The sequence below is a fragment of the Phycisphaeraceae bacterium genome (genome assembly GCA_019636555.1).
Taxonomy (GTDB): domain Bacteria; phylum Planctomycetota; class Phycisphaerae; order Phycisphaerales; family UBA1924; genus JAFEBO01.
The window spans coordinates 2,234,670-2,255,335 of the sequence record JAHBXH010000001.1; the positions used below are offsets into that span (position 1 = coordinate 2,234,670).

Sequence of the window (20,666 nt, forward strand, 5' to 3'; positions counted from 1 at the left end):
CCGATCCCGGTCGGGCAATTCGTTTGAGTGACAAACTCTACGTTCTCTTCCTCGCGATTCGGTCGGCAAAGGATCGCGCCCAGGATTGCGCCACAGATTCGAGAACATACGCGAGGTTGTCGATCCGATACCAAAGCCGGCGCGTGCGGTCGAGGGGCGCCCGGAGGCGATCCACCTCGCGCTTTCCGACCGAGTGCGCGACGCGGACGCTCTTTTGAAGCGGGTGCGTTCGAAATGCTCCAAGCGTGCGCGGCAGCCTGCAGAACTTCGCACCGGCGTGATGAAATCGGAGTATCAACTCCCAGTCGATCAAGAAGTCGAATTCGGTATTGACGCGTGCGCCCGTCCGATTCCAAAGCGATCTGCGCCAGAATAGGGTTTCCTGGGGGATGTACTGGCGCCAGAGATATGCCGCGGATCGGTGCGGCGGAAGCACCCATCTGCCCACCTCGTCGCCGTTCGTATCGATAATGATCCGATTGCCGTAGACCACGTCGACTTCCGGATGCTCGCGAAACCATCGCGCCACATAGCGGAATGCGCCCGGCAAGAAGAGATCGTCCGAATTGAGCCACGCCATGATTTCGCCGCTGGTCAGCGCAAACCCCTTGTTGATCCCGTCGGCCTGCCCGCGGTCCGGCTCGGAAATCCAGCGCGTTATTCCCGCGGCTGACCGCAGAACGTCGATTGAATTATCGGTGGAGCCGCCGTCGATGACAACGTATTCCAGCCGCGGATAGCGCTGGCCGGTCACGCTCTCGATGGCGCCCCTGAGCCAACGTCCTTGGTTGAAGCTGGGCGTCACGACCGAAATCAGCGGCGGGTCAATGAGCGCAGCCTCGAGACTCTGTTTGCTCGATTGCTCGGAAAGCAATTCCGGGTCGGGACGGAACGGAATTGGGCGATGCTGTCCATAGACTCCGAGTTTCAGACCGAGAGGTCGGGCAAGTCGCTTCAGAACGCGCTTGATGTTCCCGCTCAGCGGCGCATCCCTGATAAGCGTTAGTTCGTCTGCGGTCATTGGTCAGAATCTCGGTTTGCGGAACCACGAACAGTGTTCAGATCGGTCAGCGAGGAGCAACGCGAGCGCTAGGGGCGTCTACCTGCTCCATGACTCCTAGCTTTGAATGCGGCCAGCAAACGACCTCCGGATCTTGAGAAACTGAATCGAGCAACTCAACATATCGCCGAATGAAACCCCGCACCCAAGCAGGATCGTGTTTGTTGGCATCGAACATCACCGAACAACCGCTCAATTCATTGTGCGGGTCGAATGCGAGACTAAACCCCCACGGCATCGCTTCCACCCGACGCTCCAGCCATCTCAACTCAACATCCCTGAATCGCAATGGAGCCCTGTGGTCGGAAAGGCTGAAGACCGCTTGCACCTCGGGTGGATTCATCCCTTCTCGTCTCAATTCATCGCATAACTCATCGTACGGAATTTCATTTCGCGCCTGAACCTCGCTTACCAACCGTTGGGTTTCGCCAAGCCAGTGCGAAAACGGGCGGTCCGGGGTCAGCCGAAGTCGCAACGTCGCCAGGTTTGCAAAGTACCCGAATATTTGCTGTGTCTCCAGACGTGCCCGGCCCGTTGCATAGGTCCCCACCACGATGTCCCGGGTTTCAGTTTCCCAGGCCAGTTGCAAAAGGAACGCCGACAAACGGACCATGAAATAGGTTGCATCTCGCGAACGGGCGAGCGATTCCAACCGACGAGAAATGTCCGGGCTCAGTCCCCACCAGATCAGTCCGTCTTCCGGTTGAACCGCTGACCGTCCCACTCGCCGCGGGAGCTCCAAGCGCCCGGGGGGATCGGCGAGTAGGGTTCTCCACCATTGCACTGTTTCGCGATACGCGGACGCCTGACGGTCCAAGTGACGACGCTGCCACGAGGCGTAGTCAGCGTACTGGAAACTCTTTTCCGGCGACGAAGGTATCAAGCCGCCGCCGCATCGAAGCTCGTAAGTCGCCGCCACTTCTCGAAAGAAAATGCCCCACGACCACGAATCCGACACAATGTGGTGATTGACGCGCAGCAGACCGTGTTCCCGGTCTCCGAAGCGCAACAACACAATGCGCAGCAGCGGAAGCCGAGTCAAATCGAAGGGTCTTGCGACCAGCTCGCGGAAGGTCCGCGTCGCAATCTCCGCAGCCCCTGGTTCCGCCGAAAGGTCGATCACCGGAATTTCAACCTGCGCATGCGGATGCACTCGCTGAACGGGCCTGCCTTGAACCTCTTCGAATGTCGTTCGAAGAATCTCGTGTCGGTTGGCGACAGCAGAGAGGCTCTCACGGAATGCTTCAACGTCAAGTGGCCCGAGTATCTGATAGCGACAAGCGACCGTGTACCTTGCGGAGTCTTCAGGCCGCCTCGAAAACCGCCACATCCGCTCCTGGCCAAACGAGAGCGGAAGCGGGTTCGCGCGCGACTCGTGTTGGAGTCCAATCAATGCTCGGTTCTTTTCTGCTTTCGAAGTCCGCTCGATAGCCTCCGCCAGGCTCCCCAGACTCGGGTGATCGATGAACACCCGCAAATCCAGCTGCACCCCCATTGCCGCGTCGATTCGCGCCGCAATCACCGCGGCGGACAGAGAGTCTCCGCCAAGATCGAAGAAATTCGAGCCGCGCCCGACTCTTGGGCGCTTCAGCACCGACTCCCAGATTTCTGCGATCATCGCTTCTCTTGCATTCGCGGGTGGGATGTGTGCAGATGATTCTTCGATCTGCACTTCCATCTCGTCGAGCGCTTTACCGTCGATCTTCCCGTGCGGCGTCGTCGGAAACTGCTCAAGGAACACAATCTCCGACGGGATCATGTGCCCGGGAAGCGCTGCGCGAAGCTCGCTCCGGATAGCTTCGGCACCGTTCGTTGCGCCGATGCGCCGGCAAACGAAGGCGCGAAGACGGGTTTCCCCGGCACTCTCGGAGCTCGCACGCACCACCGCTCCTTGGATGCCGATCACCCGCGATAACGCCTCTTCGACTTCGGAGATCTCGATGCGGTAGCCATGCACCTTTACCCGCTTGTCAGCACGGCCGGCGATGATCAACTCGCCGCGCTCGTTCATCCGTGCGAGATCGCCGGTGCGAAACGTCCTGGTACCGTCCGGTCCGTCGCCACCGACGAATCGCTCGGATGTCAGGTCTTCGCGGCGCCAGTATCCCGTCGACAGGAACCGGCTTCGTACCGCGATTTCTCCTTCGCCGCTTTGCGCGATTCCTTCGCTGTCGCGCCGCAGCAACAGGATTTCCAGACCATCGGCTGCCCGGCCGATCGGCAGACGTCCTTCACGAAGCGGCGTCTCGCCGGTAACGCGGAACTGTGTGACGTTGCCCGTCTCTGATGACGAATAGGTATGCAACAGGAAACCGTGTGTGCTGAAATGCCGGCGCCACGATGCAACATCATTCCAGTTTGCGATCTCAGAGGCGAGGCGGACCGCACGCACGCATTCGATCCTCCGGTTCGCGTCAAGCGTCTGAACGAAGTGACGAAAAATCGAGGCCGCCGAAACCCAGATTGTGATCCCGTGGTCTTCGAGCCAATCCGCCAAGCCGGTCACACCCCGTTCCATGACCGGGAAGGGGCAGATCTCACCTCCGCTCAACAGGACCGACCAGAGCGTCGCCAAGCCCTGTCCACCGCTCGGCGAAGCAAGCCAGAGACTCCGATCTTCAGGCTTCAATTCCAGCCCGATCGCGAGCCGGCGAGCATTGTGCAGGACGCTCCGATGCGGTTTCATAACCGCCTTCGCCTGGCCGGTTGATCCGGAGGTATAGATCAGGAACGCGAGATCGCGCGGCGAAATCGGCAGCGACGGATTCTCTTCCGATTCACCATCGGCGAATTCAAGCCTGATCACCGGGATTTTCTTCGCCAAACTCGCAGCAAGCCGTTCATTTGCGGAATCCGCAATGATGAACGCCGGCTGCGCATCGTCCAGTGACCGTGAAAGGCGAGATTCGGGCTCCGTCGGATTCAGCACAACGGCGACACGCCCGGCTTTCAGGACGCCGATCATCGCCGAGATCAGAGGACCATCGTGCCTCACCACGATCGCCACACGATCCCCGCGATCTCCGGGGCGAGCGATCAGGTGATGCGCCAGTCGATTCGCCGCGGCATTGAGCTCGGAATATGTTGGCCTCCAACTCCCCGAACCGATGGCGCACTTCGCACCTTGCAAACGAGCGACACGTTCAAAGCATGAAGGAACCGACTCGTCTTCGATCGAAACAAACGTCTCCGCGGCAAGCGGAGCGCATTCCAACGAGCTGTCCGGATTCCGCTCGATCATGTTTTTTCAAAGAAGTGCGTTCTTGTCCAGCACCAGCTTTCTCAGGGTGGAGTCGGTCGTTCGGACCGGATAGACCTTCGGCATCATGATGAGTTCGCTGAAGTCGGTGCGGCAGACGCCGGTGTACCCGAGCATCAATTGGAAGCGAGGCTTGACAGAATTCCTGCTCCCAAAGTGCATGCATCCCGACGATTCGATGAACATGACCGAGCCTCGCGCACCCGTGAATTCGATTGCATGACGCCGATCGACAACCGAATAGACCTCTTCGTCGGTGAAGCGATAGCCATGTCCAGGTCCCCAGTTCCCCAGCTTTGAAGACGCCTCTTGTGAAATCGAGCGAGGCAGAAAAGTCCATGGGCCGTGCTCGCTGGTCGTGTCCTCCAGCAGTACAAGCACATAGAGATTGGGCAACGAGTAGTAGTCGAGGTGGTAGAGCTGGCTGTCGTGGGGCTTATCCGGCTGATCGTCAAAGGCCGCGTTCGACTCCACAAAGCGAATTCCGGACGGCAGCGTTGTCGACAGCGCCGGCACACATCCGAGATACGCGCCAACAACAGACAGCAATTCGCTCGAGGTCGCAAAGTCGAGAAAAGACGGATAGCGCTCAAGGTCTTCCGGCGTCCACACATCCTGGAAATAGCTGCGATACGCACCGGGCGAGGAGCGACGAGTGCCCGATCGCTCCGAGATGATCCGTCGTGAATCCTCCAGAACGCGGTCGAGATGAGGGAGTGTCCTTGAATCATCCCGTCCCCAGCCGTCGTTCATTTCGACCGGCTTCCGGGTGATCGGCCCGTTCTCGTCGATAAGTTTCTTCCACCGATCTTGATAGAGCGACCGCCGCAATTCGTCCTGCTGCTGGAACTTGGCCTGGTTGTACGCGAGAGCCAGTCGCATGGTGTTCCGGATTCCCAAGCAGGCCATGTGGTTCTCGTGCAGACGCTTTGCCAACGGTCGCATCTGAGCGTCGAGTTCATCAAACTTTTTTGCGTCACTGCTCGCCATTCCAGCCGCTCCTTTCTTCGTCGCGCTTCACATCAGCCATAAATCGTCTGCACGCGGCAATAGAACTCCCGATCCGACGGCCCGTGTTCCGCCGGCCCCACTCCTGATGCTTTCCACCCGCCCAGTGGCGAGGCCGCATCGGCGTCAGCTGTTGCCCGATTAATCTTCAGCACGCCCGCCCGCGCTTCCAGCAGGAATTGTTCTTTCAACCGCGGTGAAGACGAGAACACCGCTGCGACCAATCCCTGGCGAACACCGTTGCACAATGCTAATGAATGATTGAAGTCGGTCGCTCGCTGCACGACGAGAATGGGCGCAAAGCTCTCCTCCTGCACGATCTCATGAGACTCGCGATCGGCAAATACGATCGTCGGTGGAAAAAACGATCCCTGATCCATCAGTTGCGAAAAGTCCGCCTGCTCCCGGTGCGGAGTCAAGGCGACCAGTCCGTCCTCACGCGCGCGGCGAAGCAAGTGTTCGGTCTCGCTTCGCTTCCGCGCGCTGATCAGAGGTCCGATGACCGTTTCGGGTTTCGACGGATCGCCCCAAACCAGTTGCGCGGTCGCTTTTTTCAGGGCAGAAATAAAAGCTTCAAAGCAGGATTCGGCGACAATGACGCGCCGGTTCGCCGTGCAGCGTTGTCCCGCGAAGCCGAATGCGCCCTCGGCAATTTTTTCCGCCGCCGCTGTCAACTCCGCATCCTCCCAGACGATCGACGCGTTGTTCCCACCCAATTCGCCCTGGTAAGGCACACGACGGCGCGCGCAGATTTCCTGTATCGCGTAACCGGCAAGAGCAGAACCGGAGAGCGTCACTCCGTCGATCGCGTCGTCTTCGGCGAGACGCAGAGCGGTCGAGTGATCTCCGGCGCACAGACCAAGCACCCCATCGGGAATGCCCGCTTCGCGCGCGATCTCGAGCACCCGATGCGAGATGGCCGTCGCCGCAGGAGCCGGCTTCCAAACCACCGTGTTTCCGAATGCCAGCGCCGGGGCGATTTTTCCCGCAGGAATCCCGACCGGGTTGTTGTACGGGGTGATGATCCCGACGACCCCGAGCGGCTCATATCGAAATCGCGTTTCCGCGCTCGTCGTGCTCCCAAGCGGCTGTTCCGCCATTGCCGCGGCCAGTTCGAGCAGCTCAGCGCTCCTTCGGATTTCCCCCCGAGCCTGCGCAATCGGCTTTCCGATATCGCGAACGATCAAATCCGCGAGCGGCCGGCTCTCACCGAGCAGTTTCGAAGCCCAGCGCCGCAGCAGAGCGCCGCGCTTCGTCGGCTCCTCAAGTCTCCACTGCCGCCATGCACACCTTGCCGCGCTCGCCTTTCCGCGAACTGCCGCGGCGCCGTCGATGCCGATACTCCATAATTCACGCGTTCGATCAACCGGTGAAAAGTGCGAGAATCTCGAATCCTCGCGCCCTTCTCCACCGATTCTCTCGAGCACTCGATCCACGGAGAGGAACCGGGCCGCCCGGCGCTCCAAATAGCAGCGCGTAATCGCCGCGTGAATCGGGTCGTCGCTCGCGACAGCGTCTTCGGCGATCAATACGCGATACCCGCGCTGGTAGGCATCAAACGCGGTCGCCCGCACGCATCCGTGCAGGTGCACTCCCGCCAGAACGATCGCGTCGCAGCCATTCGCGCGAAGTCGCCGATCGAGTTCCTCGGAACCGAACCCGCTGAAGAACCGCTTGTGAATCAACGTTTCCCCGGCGATCGGCGTGAGGCTCGGCGGCGTCTTATGCCCGGGCGTTCCTTCGACGCATCTCCAAATCTCCTTCTCTCGCCAGTGCGGCATGCGACTATCCGGCTCCCGCTGGACCGTCGTCCATACATGAATGACCGGAATCCTCCGCTCTCTACAACTTCGCAACAAATTCGCCGCGGAATCAACAACCTTTCCCGCCGCTGGCTCGAGCCCCGCCGCGTGCAGAAAGTCTTCTTGAAAATCAACAAGCACCAGAGCCGGTTTCATGCCGACACCTTGACTCCCGCCACAACCGACTGCGCCACCAACGCGCCCATCTCCCGCGTGCCGATACAGCGGCATCCGGCCTCGGCGAGATCATCAGTCCGCCATCCGTCCGCCAGCACGCGATCGATCGCGCTCTCCACAAGCGACGCTTCCTCATCCATTCCGAAGCTCTCCCGAAGCAGCATCGCGAGCGAGAAGATCTGTGCCAGCGGGTTGGCTCGATCCGTATTCGCGAGATCCTTTGCTCCGCCGTGCCCGGTTTGGTAGACCGCGCGCCCGTCCGCGGCGAAATTCGCGGAGTACGACATGCCGCGCGATCCGAGAAACACGGCGCCCAGATCCGCGAGAATGTCCCCGACCATATTCGGAGTCACGATGACATCGAACTCGCCAGGATGCTGAATCATCTGATACGCCGCATAGTCCGCGTTCATCATGCAGCACTCGACGCCGCTCCCCGCCCCGAGACGCATCGTGACATCACGCCACAAGTTCGAAATCGAAGGCACGCCCCCGTCTTTCACGATGACATGCATCCTCCGGCGACGAGTCGCCGCGAGACGCAATCCAACCCCGACGATCCTCTCGACTTGATGCTGGCAATAACTGAATCGATGCTCGGCAACTCTCCCGCCGATCGGATCGACTCGATCTTCCCATTGCCCCTGATACACGCCCCCGGCATTGTCTCGCACGACCAACATGTCTGCATGCTGCACGACGTGCGGCTTCAATCGCGCAGATTGCGCGAGCGCCGCAACCGGTCTGATCGGTGCAACTTTGCAAAACAGGTCAAACTGTCGCCGCATTTCATAGACAAACCGGCCGCCCCCCGGTCCACACAAAAGAGCTCCTCCGCGCTCGAAAATCTCGTGGCAGAATGACGCGACCTCATCGGGCAAGTTTTGAAATCCACTTCCGTCGAAACGAAACGGGCCTTCCGGTATCGCGACGCGTTCGACTTTCACACCCGCTGCTGACTCGACCGCGTCCAAAACCTCGAGTGCCGCTCGAAGCACCTCCGGGCCAATGCCCTCTCCCGGGAATATCCCCAAAAGCAACCGTCCTCGCACTCTTCCGTTCGCTTCCCTCGGAACGATCGATTCGATCACTTTCTTCATCTCCGCTTTCGCCTCTTTCTTCCTGTCCGAGGGTCTGATCAACCCCTTCTGGCAGTCGCTCTCACCCACACTCCCCCGCACTACACGCCGCAGCGTCAGAGTACTCGATTTCGCCCGCGCCGTCATCGCAGCGCCCAAGTCTCGCGGCACGATAACATGCGCGTCAATTCCTCCGCCTGACGCGCACTCGCAGGACGCCCGCTCTCCGCAAGGATCATTTCATGAGCGAATTCCCATCCGTCGTCCTCGCGCGCCACGGCGAAACCGAATGGAGCAAGAGTGGAAAACACACGGGATTGACCGATCTGCCATTAACGCCGCAAGGGGAAGCCGCGGCACGGGCCATCGGTGAACGTCTTCAGGGACAGCGATTCGATAGAGTCTTTGTGAGTCCGCTCCAGCGCGCCTTCAAAACGTGCAAACTAGCCGGCTTTGGTGGAATGGCCGAAGTCAATCACGACCTCGTGGAATGGGACTACGGCAATTATGAAGGCCTGACGAGCGCTCAAATCCGGCAACAGAACCCCGATTGGAATCTCTTTCGCGACGGATGCCCCGGTGGCGAGAGCCCCTCGGCGATCGCCGCCCGCGCCGATCGCGTCGTCGCCAAGACCAGGAAAATCGGCGGCCGCGTGCTCCTCTTTTCCAGCGGCCACTTTCTCCGCGCGCTGGCATCCCGCTGGCTCCAAGTCCCGATCTATCCGGGCGGCGGACACCTGCTTCTGGGCACGGCGAGCGTCAGCATCCTCAGCTACGAACACAACTTGCAGGAACCGGCCATCTCCCTCTGGAATGACCGCCATCATGTCCCAAAGTAACCCATTTTCACGAACGCCCCGCCCAGTTCCGGCGTCGGATGAGAAGAAAAGCCCCGCGGCACCGGGCGCGGTACGCTCTTGCAGGCGAATTCAAACACGGAGGTTTTTCATGAACGCCACCGCCAAACTCAGAGACATCGGCCAGAGCCTCTGGCTCGACAACATCACGCGCGATCTGCTCAAGAGCGGCACGCTCGCGAAGTACATCAACGAATGGTCGGTCACCGGCCTCACGTCCAACCCCACCATCTTTGAGCACGCTTTCAAGAACAGCTCGCTCTACGACGACTCGATCCAGCGAAAAGTCCGCGAGGGCAAAACCGACGAGCCTCTCTTCTTCGACATCGCGATCGAAGACCTGACCGCCGCCGCAGACCTCTTCCGCCCGATCTACGACAAAACCAACGGGCTCGATGGTTTCGTCTCGCTCGAGGTCTCGCCGAAGCTCGCTTTCGATACCGCCGCGACCATCGCCGCGGCAAAGTCGCTTCACGCCAAGGCCAATCGCCCGAATCTCTACATCAAAATTCCCGGAACAAAGGAAGGGTTGCCGGCCATCGAGGAAGCGATCTCCGCCGGTGTTCCGGTGAACGTGACGCTGCTCTTTTCGCGCGAGCAGTATGTTGCCGCGGCACAGGCCTATCAACGCGGCATCGAGCGCCGCATCAACGCGGGTCTCAATCCGCGCGTTGAATCGGTTGCCTCGGTTTTCATCAGCCGTTGGGACGGCGCGATCGCCGGGAAAGTGCCGGCCGAGCTGACGAATAAGCTCGGCCTCGCGATGGGACTTCGAATCTATAAGGCGTATCGCGATCTGCTGAATTCACAGGCCTGGCAACGCATGTACAACTTCGGGGCGCGCCCCCAGCGCCTCCTCTGGGCCAGCACCGGTACGAAGGACCCCAAGGCCTCCGATATTCTCTATATCAAGGGCCTCGCCTCACCCTTCACCGTCAACACCATGCCCGAAGGCACACTCAAAGCGTTTGCCGATCACGGCGAAGTCGGTGAACTCCTCCCGGCAGACGGCGGCACCGGCGAAACACAGCTCGCCGGATTCACCAAGGCGGGAGTCGATCTCGATCAACTCGCGGCAAAACTGCAGACCGACGGCGCTGCATCGTTCGTGAAGAGTTGGGAGTCGCTGCTCTCGGGCCTTTCGGAAAAGGTTCGCGGCGCAAAGGCCCCGGCCGGCGTCGCCTGAATCGGTCACGCCAGCGACTTTGCCATTTCTTTGGAGTATTCGATGCCGGAATCGAAAGACTTGACGTCGTTACCCTCGTGGCGTGCACTCGGCGATCACTACAGCAAAGTGCGCGAAGCGCACCTTCGTCAGTTGTTCTCACAGGACCCGCAGCGCGGCACGAAACTGACGGTCGAAGGCGGCGGGCTGTTCCTCGACTATTCAAAGAACCGAATCACGGAGCAAACACTCGGGCTCCTCATCAAGCTCGCCGAGGAAGCGGGCTTGCGCGCGAAGATCGACGCGATGTTCCGCGGCGACAAGATCAACATCACCGAGAATCGTGCGGTGCTCCACACGGCGCTGCGCGCGCCCCGCGGCACCACGATCACCGTTGATGGCGAGAACGTCGTGCCCGAAGTCCATGCGGTTCTCGACAAAATGTCTTCGTTCTGCGATCGCGTCCGCAAGGGCGATTGGAAAGGACACACCGGCAAAGCGATACGGAACGTCGTCAACATCGGTATCGGCGGCTCGGATCTCGGGCCCGTCATGGCCTACGAAGCGCTCCGCCATTACACGCGGCGAGATATGACATTCCGGTTTGTGTCCAATGTCGATGGAATCGACTTCGTCGAAGCGACGCACGATCTCGATCCGAGTGAAACGCTCTTTATTGTTTCCTCGAAAACGTTCACCACGCTCGAGACCATGACCAACGCGCAGAGCGCACGGGACTGGCTGCTCAAGGGTCTCGGCGGTGACGCAACGGCGGTCGCCAAGCACTTTGTCGCCGTCTCGACCAACGCCAAGAAAGTCGCCGAGTTCGGCATCGACACCGCCAACATGTTCGAGTTCTGGGATTGGGTCGGCGGCCGCTATTCGATGGACTCCGCCATCGGCCTCTCGACCATGCTCGCCGTCGGTCCCGACGGTTTCCGCCAAATGCTCGACGGTTTCCACAAGATGGATGAGCACTTCCGGACATCTCCCTTCCAGAAGAATCTCCCCGTCATCATGGGCCTTCTTGCCCTCTGGTACTCGGATTTCTTCAAGGCCGAGACGATCGCGGTCCTCCCCTACGAGCAGTACTTGAAACGCTTCCCGGCTTATCTCCAGCAGCTCACCATGGAGAGCAACGGCAAGCATGTGACCCTCAGCGGCAAAACCGTCGACTACGCGACCGGCGCCATCTATTGGGGCGAACCGGGAACCAACGGCCAGCACTCGTTCTACCAGTTGATCCACCAGGGCACGCGCCTCATCCCCTGCGACTTTATTGCGTTCAATCACGCGTTGACGCCCCTCGGTCGCCACCACGACATGCTGATCGCCAACGTGCTGGCTCAAGCCGAAGCACTCGCGTTCGGCAAAACCGCCGACGAGGTCCGCAAAGAAGGAACGCCCGAGTCGCTTGTCCCCCACCGCGTCTTCGAAGGAAACCGTCCTTCCAACATGATCTTTGCCGATCGGCTGACGCCGGCGGTTCTCGGCGCGCTCGTCGCGCTCTATGAACACAGCGTCTTCGTTCAGGGCGCGATCTGGAACATCGACAGTTTCGATCAATGGGGCGTCGAGCTCGGCAAGGCTCTCGCCCAGAAGATCATCCCCGAGCTCGAGGCGCCAGCCGAACCCAACCTGGCGCACGACAGTTCCACGTCGAATCTGATCCGCCGCTACCGGGCCGCTCGCTCGGGCAAATAGGGAGGCCAGCGTGATCATCGGAATCGCCGCGGATCATGGTGGATTCGAGTTGAAACGCGAACTCGCCGTGCGCCTTCAGAAAGCGGGCCACACCGTCCGCGACTTCGGCGACGGCGCGAGCACCCCGGCCGACGATTATCCGGATTATGTCATTCCCTTATCTCGCGCTGTCGCTGCGGGAGAGGTCGAGCGCGGCATCGCCGTCTGCGGCAGCGGGGTCGGCGCCGCAATCTGCGCGAACAAGGTCGAAGGTGTCCGCGCCTCGCTCATCCACGACCACTTTTCTGCAAAGCAAGGGGTCGAAGACGACCACATGAATGTGCTGTGCCTGGGCGGCAGAACAACCGGCGTGGAGACCGCCTGGGACTTCGTTCAGACGTTTCTCACGGCGCAGTACAGCAAGGAAGAACGCCATCTCCGCCGGCTCGCAAAAGTCGCGGCGCTCTCCGCCGATCGCAAGCGGTGACGATCGTCGTTCATCGCGCCGGCACGTCGTCGTCGAAGCTCTCTTCGCCCTCGGGCTCGGGCGTTGCCGCGCTCAATCCCTCACGCTGGATGAACCGGACGCAGGCGTTCCATCGGAGAACGGCGTCGTCGTTTCCCGAGCTGGCGACTTTGTCCGCGGCCTCGAACCAGGTCATCGCTTCGCGCAACAGGCCGAAAATCGTCTCACCTGGGTAGCCGGAATCAAACAACGCTTTGGCCCACCGCTCTTCGACGACGCCTCGATAGTACGAGCGTTCGAACTCTCCCTTTAGCCGCGAGACGAGCTGACGTGCCTCGTCGGCGGACGCTTTCGGCGACCCAAATCGGTCCGACTGCGACAGAATCAGCGCGACAATCGCATCCTGGTTTCCCGGATCGGCATCGAGAACGTCGCGGCAGATGCTCTCCGCTTCCCGCGGCTCGTTCAGGAGCCGATATCGCTCTGCTTTGGCGAGCGCACGAGAAACCGATTCCAGCGCAATAGGTTTCAGCGCGAACATATCAACCTCCGGTAATTCGTGATCGATTCACATCGCTTCGAACACCATTTCCGCCAAATCACTCCAACTTCCGAGGCTTGAACATCCGGAACAGCTTCGTCAACGGGTCGTAGAACTCGTCCACCACGCGCTCCTTCAGCGGGATGATCGCGTTGTCCGTGATCGTGATGTTTTCCGGGCAGACCTTTGTGCAGCATTTGGTGATGTTGCAATACCCAAGACCTTCTTCATCCCGTAGATATTTCGTGCGATCCTCGGTGTCGAGCGGGTGCATCTCGAGTGCCGCCGTGTACACAAAGTGCCGCGGGCCTGCGAACTCGTCGTGCTTGTGGTGATCACGGAGCACGTGGCACACGTTCTGGCACAGGAAACATTCGATGCACTTGCGGAATTCCTGCACCCGATCGACATCCGATTGCTGCATCCGCCAGGTTCCATCCGGCGCATCGGGCTTCCGCGGCCTGAAAGGCTTGATCCGCTTCTTCACCTCGTAGTTCCACGACACATCCGTGACGAGATCCTTCACGTGCGGGAACGATTTCATCGGCTCGACGATCACCGGCATCGAAAGATCGAGCGTGTCGAGCCTGGTCATGCACATGAGGCGCGGCTTGCCGTTGATCTCCGCCGAGCACGAGCCGCACTTGCCCGCCTTGCAGTTCCAGCGGCACGCGAGCGTCGGCTCCGACTCCGCCTGAATCTGGTGAATCGCATCCAGCACGACCATGCCGCCGCTCACGTCGGTATGAAAATCCTTGAACGCGGCGCTCTCGCCCTGCCCTTTCCAGACTCGGAACATGGCTCTCTGTGTGCCATTTGAAGGGCGCGTGTTGCCGGTTGTGGTCATGCATTCTCCGATCGAACCGATACCCTATTCCCAAAGCTCCGTTTCATTCCTCGCGTGCTGTCGGCGCTTCGTCCGTTGGTTCTGCAAACCAGAGCCAGTAACCCTCCGGATCTCGCACTTCAAATTCCTTCATGCCGTAGATCGCGACACGCATTTCCCCGGCATCGACACCCTTTGCGAGAAACTCTTCGCGAAGCGCTTCCGCGTTCCGCACATCGAAGTAGAAAACCTGATAGTCCTTGCTCTTGCGTGGCACATCGCGCCGAACCGAATCGGCCGGCGGCGCGTTGAGCATGACGGCTGTCCCATCGCGCTCGACCTCCGCCCAGACCGGCGGATTCCCGTGCATCGAACTGCAGTTGAATCCGAGCTTTTCAATGTAGAACCGAACCGCCCCCGGCAGGTCAACAACCGCCAGCATCGGCCGAAGCCCTCGAATCCGAGGCTTTGTTCCGTCGTTCGCCACGTCTACTTGTTTTCCTCAATGACCTGCTTGAGATCGTCCCGCAGCGGCGAGATGGTCTCGCGCCGAAGTTGCATCGATCCATCGGGCCCGCGCCGAACCACCGTGTTGTGCTGCGAGAACTCCTTCTTCTTCTCCGAATGATCCTCGCGGAAATGCCCGCCGCGGCTCTCTTCCCGGTCGATCGCGCTCCTCGTCGCGGCTTCGGAGCACACGAGCAGGTTCTCAAGATCCAGCGCCGTGTGCCAGCCCGGGTTGTACTCACGATTCCCGTCGATCCCGACTCCCGCGGCACGCTTCCTGAGCATCATCAGCCCCTCCAGCGCCGCAATCATGTCCGCCTCGGTACGCACGATCCCCACTTTGTCCTGCATCATCTCCTGCAGCGCGTGCTGCACGACATACGGATTCTCGCCCGTCGGCCGGTCGAAGGGCTCGAGCGCCTTTTTGGCCGCTGCGCTCACCTGCCCCTCATCGATCGCGCCCGCGCCGTATTTTTTCGCGAATTCCGCGGCGTGCTCGCCCGCCCGTTTTCCGAAAACGAGCAAGTCCGAGAGCGAGTTTCCGCCCAATCGATTGGAACCGTGCAAGCCCGCCGCGACCTCGCCCGCTGCGAAAAGACCGGGCACGTTCGACATCTGCGTCACACCATCGACGCGCACGCCGCCCATGACGTAGTGCGTTGTCGGGCCGACTTCCATCGCTTCGGTTGTGATGTCGACGCCGGCCAGTTCTTTGAACTGGTGATACATGCTCGGCAGTTTCTTCTTGATGCGCTCCGGCGCGTTCGCCACTTTCTCTTTGATCCACGCGATGTCGAGATAAACGCCGCCGTGCGGGCTGCCCCTTCCCGCTTTCACCTCCCGATTGATGCAGCGCGCCACGTGATCGCGCGTCAGCAACTCCGGCGGCCGATTCGCGTTCTTGTCGCCCTCGACATACCGCCAGCCTTCCTCGGCGTCCTTTGCAACCTGGTTCTTGTACAGGTCCGGGATGTCGTTGAACATGAACCGCTCGCCCTTGTTGTTGAGCAAGCGTCCACCCTCGCCTCGCACGCCTTCGGTGACGAGAATGCCTCTCACGCTCGGCGGCCACACCATCCCCGTCGGATGGAACTGGATGAACTCCATATCCATCAGGTCCGCGCCCGCAAAATACGCGAGCGCCTGCCCGTCGCCGGTATATTCCCACGAATTGCTGGTGATCTTGAACGCGCGACCGATGCCGCCCGTCGCGAGCACCACCGCCTTGGCTTTGAACACCCGGAACCGGCCCCGTTCGCGGTCGTATCCGAACGCGCCGACAACGCGCTCACTGTCCTTCAGAAGCGCCGTCGTCGTGTGCTCCATGTAGACCGTGATGCCCTGATGGATTCCGTAGTCTTGAAGCGTCCGGATCATCTCGAGTCCCGTGCGGTCGCCCACGTGCGCGAGGCGCGGATAGCGATGACCTCCGAAGTTTCGCTGGAGAATGCGCCCGTCCTTCGTGCGATCGAACAGCGCGCCCCACTTCTCGAGTTCGCGGACCCGGTCCGGCGCTTCCTTGGCGTGGATCTCCGCCATCACCCAGTTGTTGAGGTATTGGCCGCCGCGCATCGTATCGGAAAAGTGAACCTTCCAGTTGTCGCGGTCGTCCACATTGGCCATCGCCGCGGCCATGCCGCCCTCGGCCATCACCGTGTGCGCTTTGCCGAGCAATGACTTGCACACCAGGCCCACAGAGACACCCGAAGCCGAGGCCTCGATCGCCGCGCGCAATCCCGCGCCCCCCGCACCGATCACCAGCACATCGTGTTCGTGAGTCTGATAGTCGCTCATTGGAGGAGTCCTGAGTCTTAGTGTCCTGCGTCCTGCGTCACACAAACCGTGGCTTTTCTTCGGCCCACAGAGGGCTTTGGCGCGCTGCGCTCCAAACCCGATCGAAAACTCCCCAGCGAGCTGCCCAGTTCTTGTATGAGCTCTAGCAATTCTTCAAAGGTCGGCTGGTTAATGTGCCCGACATCAAGGGCCGCATACAGCATCGAGCGAATCTCCCCGGCCGAGCCTTTTGAAATCGAAAGAAACTGCAGAAACTCCGCTCTTCGATATCGCTCGAACCCCTCGGCGACGTTGTTCATGACGGAAAGCGAAGCCCGGCGAAATTGATCGGTCATCACGTAGTCACGCCGAAACGCGCGTTCCCGTGTCAATTCATGAATTCGCTTGTTCACGACTCGAGCCTTCCTCCACACTTGAAGATCTTCGAACTTTCGAACAACCACGAGCTTTACCTCTCTGTCGTTTCGTTCCCGACTCAGGACTCAGGACTTCAGGACCGAGGACCCACGACGCTCCGCCTAAACGAGCCGAATATCCGCCCAATACCCGCTCGCGCACATGCGCACGTAAAAATCAGTGAAGCCGACCCAGAAGAGGCTCAGCCACGCCCAGATCATGTGGCCGCGGTTCAGGCACGAGGCGCAGTCGTACGCTTTCTTGCTCGCGCCGCCTCCCAATTCGTCCTTGCGCCCGCCGATCAGGTGTCGGAACGAATGGCACCCGAGCGTGTAGCCGCCCAGCAAAATCGGGTTGATGGTGAGCACCAGCGAGCCGATCCCGATTCCAAACCCGTTCCGCTTGGTCTTGGGATTCGTGAACACATACGCGTGCACCGCGTCGTACACGAGGATGATGAGGAACAGCAGCGCCAGATACAGAAAGTAACGGTGCACGTTCTGCAGAATCAGCGGCAGTTTCCGCTCGCCCCGATACGCCTCTTTCCGAAACCCGGGCTCACCGACCGCGCAATTCAGCGGGTCGCCCCAGAAAGCCTTGTAGTACGCGCCGCGGTAGTAGTAGCAGGTGAATCGAAAGCCGCCCGGGGCCCACAGGATCAGCAGCGCAGGCGAAAAGACGATGAAGCTCGGCCAGATCGAGAGCAGCCAGCTCGGCGCCTCGCCGAACCACGCGTGCCCGGTGTGCATTCCGGGCGGGTCCCACAGCAAAGGCGAATAGAACGGCGAGAGATAGTGCGCTCCCCCGCCGTCATACGCGAAGTTCTTGCCCTGAAATGCGGCCCACGTCGAATAGACGACGAACGCGCCGAGCCCGAGAAACGTGAGCAGCGGCTGAACCCACCACGCATCCGTGCGCGACGTCTCACCAAGCTTTCGGATTTGGGGCAACCGAACGTCGATTCCGCGACTCATCAATGGCTCCTCGACCGTGCCGACGGGCTGAGCATACTAAAACCCGCCCGGACTTCAATCGTCAATCGGGCGGGTTTGAGTTCGATCATCAATGTCGAGCTCAAGCGGCTTTCAGTGCCCGCTTCCCGAGCCTTCCGATTCTCCTGAAACCGTCGACCGGGGTGCGGGAACCGCGCCCGGCGAAGCAGAAGCCGCGGGGCGAACCGTCACGACGACGGCCTGGTCGGGCGAGTAGTACTTCGCGAAGACCTGCTTGACCTGATCGGCGGTCAGCGCCTGATACGCCTCGGGATCTTCAACGATCTCCTCGAGCTTCAGACCGCGGAATGTGATCTGATCCAGCCGCTGCGCCCAGTACCCCGGGTCCTGCAATTGATCCTTGAACGTGTTGGCAAACTGCTTGCGCGCCACCACCATCTCCTCCTCAGTCGGCCCGTTCTTCGCGAACTCGTCATACATCGAGGCCAGCTTGTCCACCAGAGGCTTCACCTTGGAGGGCTCCGTCGGTGCGCCGGCAGAGAACATGCCGAATCCCGGATACGTCGTTGCCGCCCGCGACTGTGCGCCGATGCTGTACACCAGCTGCGCATCCTCACGCACTTCTTTCACCATGCGTGTCGACAGAATTCGCGAGGCCATCGCCAGCGCCCGAACATCGGCACGATTCGCCTGGTCCGCGCCATAAAAACCGGACATCACAAACGCCTGCGGCGTGGGCGTATCGATCGTCTTCTCGATGATCCGCGGACCGCTCGGCCTCTCGATCTTGCGGAGATTGGCGTACGTGTTGGCGCTGACCTTCGTACGCTGCGGCAGCGATCCAAGATAACGCTCCGCGAGTTCCACGACTTTATCTTTCGGCACATCGCCGACAACGACAACCTCGATCGGCGAATCCTTGATGAGTTTGTCGAGCCACGCCTGCGACGACGCGAGCGAGAGTCGATCCACCTGCTCCGGGGTCATGACCTTCGTGCGAGGCTCTGTTTCCGGATACTGCGCCGAAATCGACGTGCGCATCCCCATCATCATCGGGTTCTTGGTCGATTCGATCAGCATCTCTTTCGACATCGTCTTGAATTGATCAAACGACGAGGCCTCGATCTTCGGCTGGGTCAGGAGCAAGTACGCCAGTTGGAAACCAGATTCGAGTTCCTCCGGGTTTCCGCTGATGTTGAGTGTGATGGCGTCTTCTGCGCCGCCGATTCCTCCTCCACCTCCCCGGCCCCCGCGCCCACCCCCGCGCCCGGCAAAGGCGCCGCCGCCGCCACGCACGTTGATTTTCTTTCCCGTCATCAGTTCGCGGATATCAGTCGAGGAGAGCTTCTGGGTTGTGGGCCGGCTCCACGCGAGCTGCGCCGCGCTCGTGATGCCGCGGTTGTCGGCGTTTTCGAGCAGCTCCCCCCCGATGAGCGCGATCTGCACCGAGGCCTGATTCTTCCGCTCGTCCATGAATCGATAGTGAACCCGCACGTTGTTCGAGAGCCACCCCGACCAGACCTTGCTCGACGGGTCTTCCGTGAATTCGACAAATTCTCCCGGATTGGGAAGATCGCTCATTAACTGGGTGGCGTGCTCGGCTTCCGATTCCTGAGTCGGCTGCACCGTGAAAGCCCTGGTGCCGATCGCGAGAAGTTCGGATTCACTCGGCACGTTCGGACCCGACGGAAGTGTCGCGACAAAGGCGATCGCAGTGGGATCGAATTCCTTCGCGAATCGCTTCTCGACTTCCTCTTCGGTGATCTGCGGGAGCAGCTTCTGAAGAAGCTCGAGTCGCTGCGCGGGCGAAATCGCGGGTTCGCCGGCGGAGACCGCGCCGTTCAAACGATTCATCAATCCCTGCATCGGCGTCGTCCCCTCGGTCTCGACGGCTCGCTCCGCGCTTGCGATCATCTCCTTCTTCGCGTCTTCGATTTCGCGCGAAGTGAACCCGAATTGCCGCCCGCGCTGGATTTCGAGAGCGATTTCTTCAACCGTCTCCTTCCACATTCCGGGCTTGGCACGCGCGTTCGCGTTCGCGGCATAGATCGCGGTTCCCTGATTCCCCATCGAAACGCGACCGTTGAGATAGCTGGTCGATCCCTTCGAAACCTTGTCGCTCAGCCGGCGATTCATGGCGATCTCGGCGATCCCGGCGACGATGTCGTCGCGGAACTGCGGCACCGTGGTGATGGCGGGGCGCCCCGGCTCGAGCCGGACAATCTGGATGTCCTCGCTGCGCACCTCGGGGTCGCTCGCGACGATCGCAAAGCTTTTGTCGTACGCCTTCACGCGCACGTCGACCGGGGTCGGCTTCGGCTTTTTGGGAAGCGATCCGAATTTTTCCTTGATGAGCGTCACTACCTCGTTGGGGTTTGCGTCGGCGATCACCATGAGTGTTGCGTTGGATGCGCCGTACCACTTGCCGTAGTAGTCTTCGAAGTCCTTCTTCTTCACACTATCGATCGTCTCTTCTTTGCCGATCGTGATGCGTTCACCGTACAGCGATCCCGGCGCGATGCGCTCGATCACGTAGAAACCGGTACGCTGGCGACCCGACAAGCCGCGCCGACGCTCCTCCTGAATGATCTGGCGCTCGTCGTCGATTTCATTCGGCAATAGAGAGAGCCGACCGGTGACGTCGGCAAAGAACGTCAAGCCCTTACCCAAGGTCTCGGGCTTGGTATCCGGAAGCGACAACTGATACGTCGTCTGCTCCATATTGGTGAACGCGTTCTGGTCGCGACCGAACTGCATTCCCAGCGATTGAAAGAACGGAACCAGCGTTCCGGGAGCAAAGTTCTCGGATCCGTTGAACGCCATGTGCTCGAGATAGTGAGCGATGCCGCGCTGCGGATCGGTCTCGTTGAGCGACCCCGTGTGCATGTGCACCCAGACGACCGCGCGTCCCTCGGGCACCGAGTGCTGCCGCACGATGTAGTTGAGGCCGTTGTCGAGTTGGCCGACGACGAGCGCGGGGTCGACCGGGAGGGGCTGCGCAATGGCGGAAGAAAGCACACCCAGCCCGACGACAAGAGCGCTCGCAGCGCGGGATACTGAATTCATTGTGGCCTTTCCTTGGTGAAATCGATC

Annotated in this window: 16 protein-coding genes; 4 read left to right on the forward strand and 12 right to left on the reverse strand. The window is 60.5% G+C overall.

Translation table 11 applies throughout. The features are described from left to right. Nucleotides 1-37 precede the first annotated feature (37 nt). Genes KF691_09330 through KF691_09350 form a run of 5 tightly spaced genes read right to left on the reverse strand, consistent with a single transcriptional unit; the run spans nt 38 to nt 8,406 of the window. Nucleotides 38-1,021, reverse strand: coding sequence for a glycosyltransferase (locus KF691_09330; protein MBX3389640.1), 984 nt, complete (start codon nt 1,019-1,021; stop codon nt 38-40). A gap of 46 nt (nt 1,022-1,067) precedes the next feature. Further along, nucleotides 1,068-4,301, reverse strand: a complete 3,234-nt coding sequence (locus KF691_09335) for an AMP-binding protein (protein MBX3389641.1) — start codon at nt 4,299-4,301, stop codon at nt 1,068-1,070. Nucleotides 4,302-4,307: 6 nt separating this feature from the next. After that, on the reverse strand, nt 4,308-5,309 hold the full coding sequence (locus KF691_09340; GenBank protein ID MBX3389642.1) for a hypothetical protein: 1,002 nt from the start codon (nt 5,307-5,309) through the stop codon (nt 4,308-4,310). Between the two features lie 32 nt (nt 5,310-5,341). Beyond that, nucleotides 5,342-7,285 carry an aldehyde dehydrogenase family protein gene (locus tag KF691_09345; GenBank protein MBX3389643.1) on the reverse strand — a complete coding sequence of 648 codons (1,944 nt, stop codon included), beginning with the start codon at nt 7,283-7,285 and terminating at the stop codon, nt 5,342-5,344. Next, complete coding sequence (locus KF691_09350) at nt 7,282-8,406, reverse strand: hypothetical protein (GenBank protein ID MBX3389644.1); 1,125 nt, start codon at nt 8,404-8,406, stop codon at nt 7,282-7,284. Before KF691_09350 ends, KF691_09345 begins: the two co-directional genes overlap by 4 nt. A 221-nt stretch (nt 8,407-8,627) precedes the next feature. Here KF691_09350 and KF691_09355 point away from each other — a divergent pair, with 221 nt between their 5' ends. The 4 genes from KF691_09355 to KF691_09370 all read left to right on the forward strand — a co-directional run bounded on the left by KF691_09355 (nt 8,628) and on the right by KF691_09370 (nt 12,577). Then, nucleotides 8,628-9,224, forward strand: a complete 597-nt coding sequence (locus KF691_09355) for a histidine phosphatase family protein (GenBank protein ID MBX3389645.1) — start codon at nt 8,628-8,630, stop codon at nt 9,222-9,224. 109 nt (nt 9,225-9,333) lie between these two features. After that, on the forward strand, nt 9,334-10,428 hold the full coding sequence (gene tal / locus KF691_09360; GenBank protein ID MBX3389646.1) for a transaldolase: 1,095 nt from the start codon (nt 9,334-9,336) through the stop codon (nt 10,426-10,428). Nucleotides 10,429-10,470: 42 nt separating this feature from the next. Continuing rightward, complete coding sequence (gene pgi, locus KF691_09365) at nt 10,471-12,111, forward strand: glucose-6-phosphate isomerase (GenBank protein MBX3389647.1); 1,641 nt, start codon at nt 10,471-10,473, stop codon at nt 12,109-12,111. A gap of 10 nt (nt 12,112-12,121) precedes the next feature. Continuing rightward, nucleotides 12,122-12,577: an RpiB/LacA/LacB family sugar-phosphate isomerase gene (locus tag KF691_09370; protein MBX3389648.1), complete on the forward strand. Its 456-nt coding sequence runs from the start codon at nt 12,122-12,124 to the stop codon at nt 12,575-12,577. 10 nt (nt 12,578-12,587) lie between these two features. On the opposite strand, the gene KF691_09375 is transcribed toward KF691_09370, so the two are convergent. From KF691_09375 to KF691_09405, 7 genes are all read right to left on the reverse strand, one after another. Next, the gene (locus KF691_09375; protein MBX3389649.1) at nt 12,588-13,097 is read right to left on the reverse strand and encodes a hypothetical protein; all 510 of its coding nucleotides are present in this window, start codon (nt 13,095-13,097) and stop codon (nt 12,588-12,590) included. A gap of 58 nt (nt 13,098-13,155) precedes the next feature. Then, nucleotides 13,156-13,944, reverse strand: a complete 789-nt coding sequence (locus tag KF691_09380; GenBank protein ID MBX3389650.1) for a succinate dehydrogenase/fumarate reductase iron-sulfur subunit — start codon at nt 13,942-13,944, stop codon at nt 13,156-13,158. Between the two features lie 43 nt (nt 13,945-13,987). Further along, the gene (locus KF691_09385; GenBank protein MBX3389651.1) at nt 13,988-14,410 is read right to left on the reverse strand and encodes a hypothetical protein; all 423 of its coding nucleotides are present in this window, start codon (nt 14,408-14,410) and stop codon (nt 13,988-13,990) included. Nucleotides 14,411-14,412: 2 nt separating this feature from the next. Next, nucleotides 14,413-16,224, reverse strand: coding sequence for a fumarate reductase/succinate dehydrogenase flavoprotein subunit (locus KF691_09390; GenBank protein MBX3389652.1), 1,812 nt, complete (start codon nt 16,222-16,224; stop codon nt 14,413-14,415). A 17-nt stretch (nt 16,225-16,241) separates the two neighbouring features. Beyond that, entirely contained in the window at nt 16,242-16,616 is a 375-nt protein-coding gene (locus KF691_09395; protein MBX3389653.1) for a four helix bundle protein, read from the reverse strand. A 126-nt stretch (nt 16,617-16,742) separates the two neighbouring features. Next, nucleotides 16,743-17,594 carry a hypothetical protein gene (locus KF691_09400; GenBank protein ID MBX3389654.1) on the reverse strand — a complete coding sequence of 284 codons (852 nt, stop codon included), beginning with the start codon at nt 17,592-17,594 and terminating at the stop codon, nt 16,743-16,745. A 111-nt stretch (nt 17,595-17,705) separates the two neighbouring features. Then, nucleotides 17,706-20,639, reverse strand: coding sequence for an insulinase family protein (locus tag KF691_09405; protein MBX3389655.1), 2,934 nt, complete (start codon nt 20,637-20,639; stop codon nt 17,706-17,708). Nucleotides 20,640-20,666: the final 27 nt, after the last annotated feature.

Bases quoted from the DNA above. Each gene is read 5' to 3' on its own strand.
- KF691_09330 (MBX3389640.1), bottom strand. From the start codon at position 1,021: ATGACCGCAGACGAACTAACGCTTATCAGGGATGCGCCGCTGAGCGGG.
- KF691_09335 (MBX3389641.1), bottom strand. From the start codon at position 4,301: ATGATCGAGCGGAATCCGGACAGCTCGTTGGAATGCGCTCCGCTTGCC.
- KF691_09340 (MBX3389642.1), bottom strand. From the start codon at position 5,309: ATGGCGAGCAGTGACGCAAAAAAGTTTGATGAACTCGACGCTCAGATG.
- KF691_09345 (MBX3389643.1), bottom strand. From the start codon at position 7,285: ATGAAACCGGCTCTGGTGCTTGTTGATTTTCAAGAAGACTTTCTGCAC.
- KF691_09350 (MBX3389644.1), bottom strand. From the start codon at position 8,406: ATGAAGAAAGTGATCGAATCGATCGTTCCGAGGGAAGCGAACGGAAGA.
- KF691_09355 (MBX3389645.1), top strand. From the start codon at position 8,628: ATGAGCGAATTCCCATCCGTCGTCCTCGCGCGCCACGGCGAAACCGAA.
- tal (MBX3389646.1), top strand. From the start codon at position 9,334: ATGAACGCCACCGCCAAACTCAGAGACATCGGCCAGAGCCTCTGGCTC.
- pgi (MBX3389647.1), top strand. From the start codon at position 10,471: ATGCCGGAATCGAAAGACTTGACGTCGTTACCCTCGTGGCGTGCACTC.
- KF691_09375 (MBX3389649.1), bottom strand. From the start codon at position 13,097: ATGTTCGCGCTGAAACCTATTGCGCTGGAATCGGTTTCTCGTGCGCTC.
- KF691_09380 (MBX3389650.1), bottom strand. From the start codon at position 13,944: ATGACCACAACCGGCAACACGCGCCCTTCAAATGGCACACAGAGAGCC.
- KF691_09390 (MBX3389652.1), bottom strand. From the start codon at position 16,224: ATGAGCGACTATCAGACTCACGAACACGATGTGCTGGTGATCGGTGCG.
- KF691_09400 (MBX3389654.1), bottom strand. From the start codon at position 17,594: ATGAGTCGCGGAATCGACGTTCGGTTGCCCCAAATCCGAAAGCTTGGT.
- KF691_09405 (MBX3389655.1), bottom strand. From the start codon at position 20,639: ATGAATTCAGTATCCCGCGCTGCGAGCGCTCTTGTCGTCGGGCTGGGT.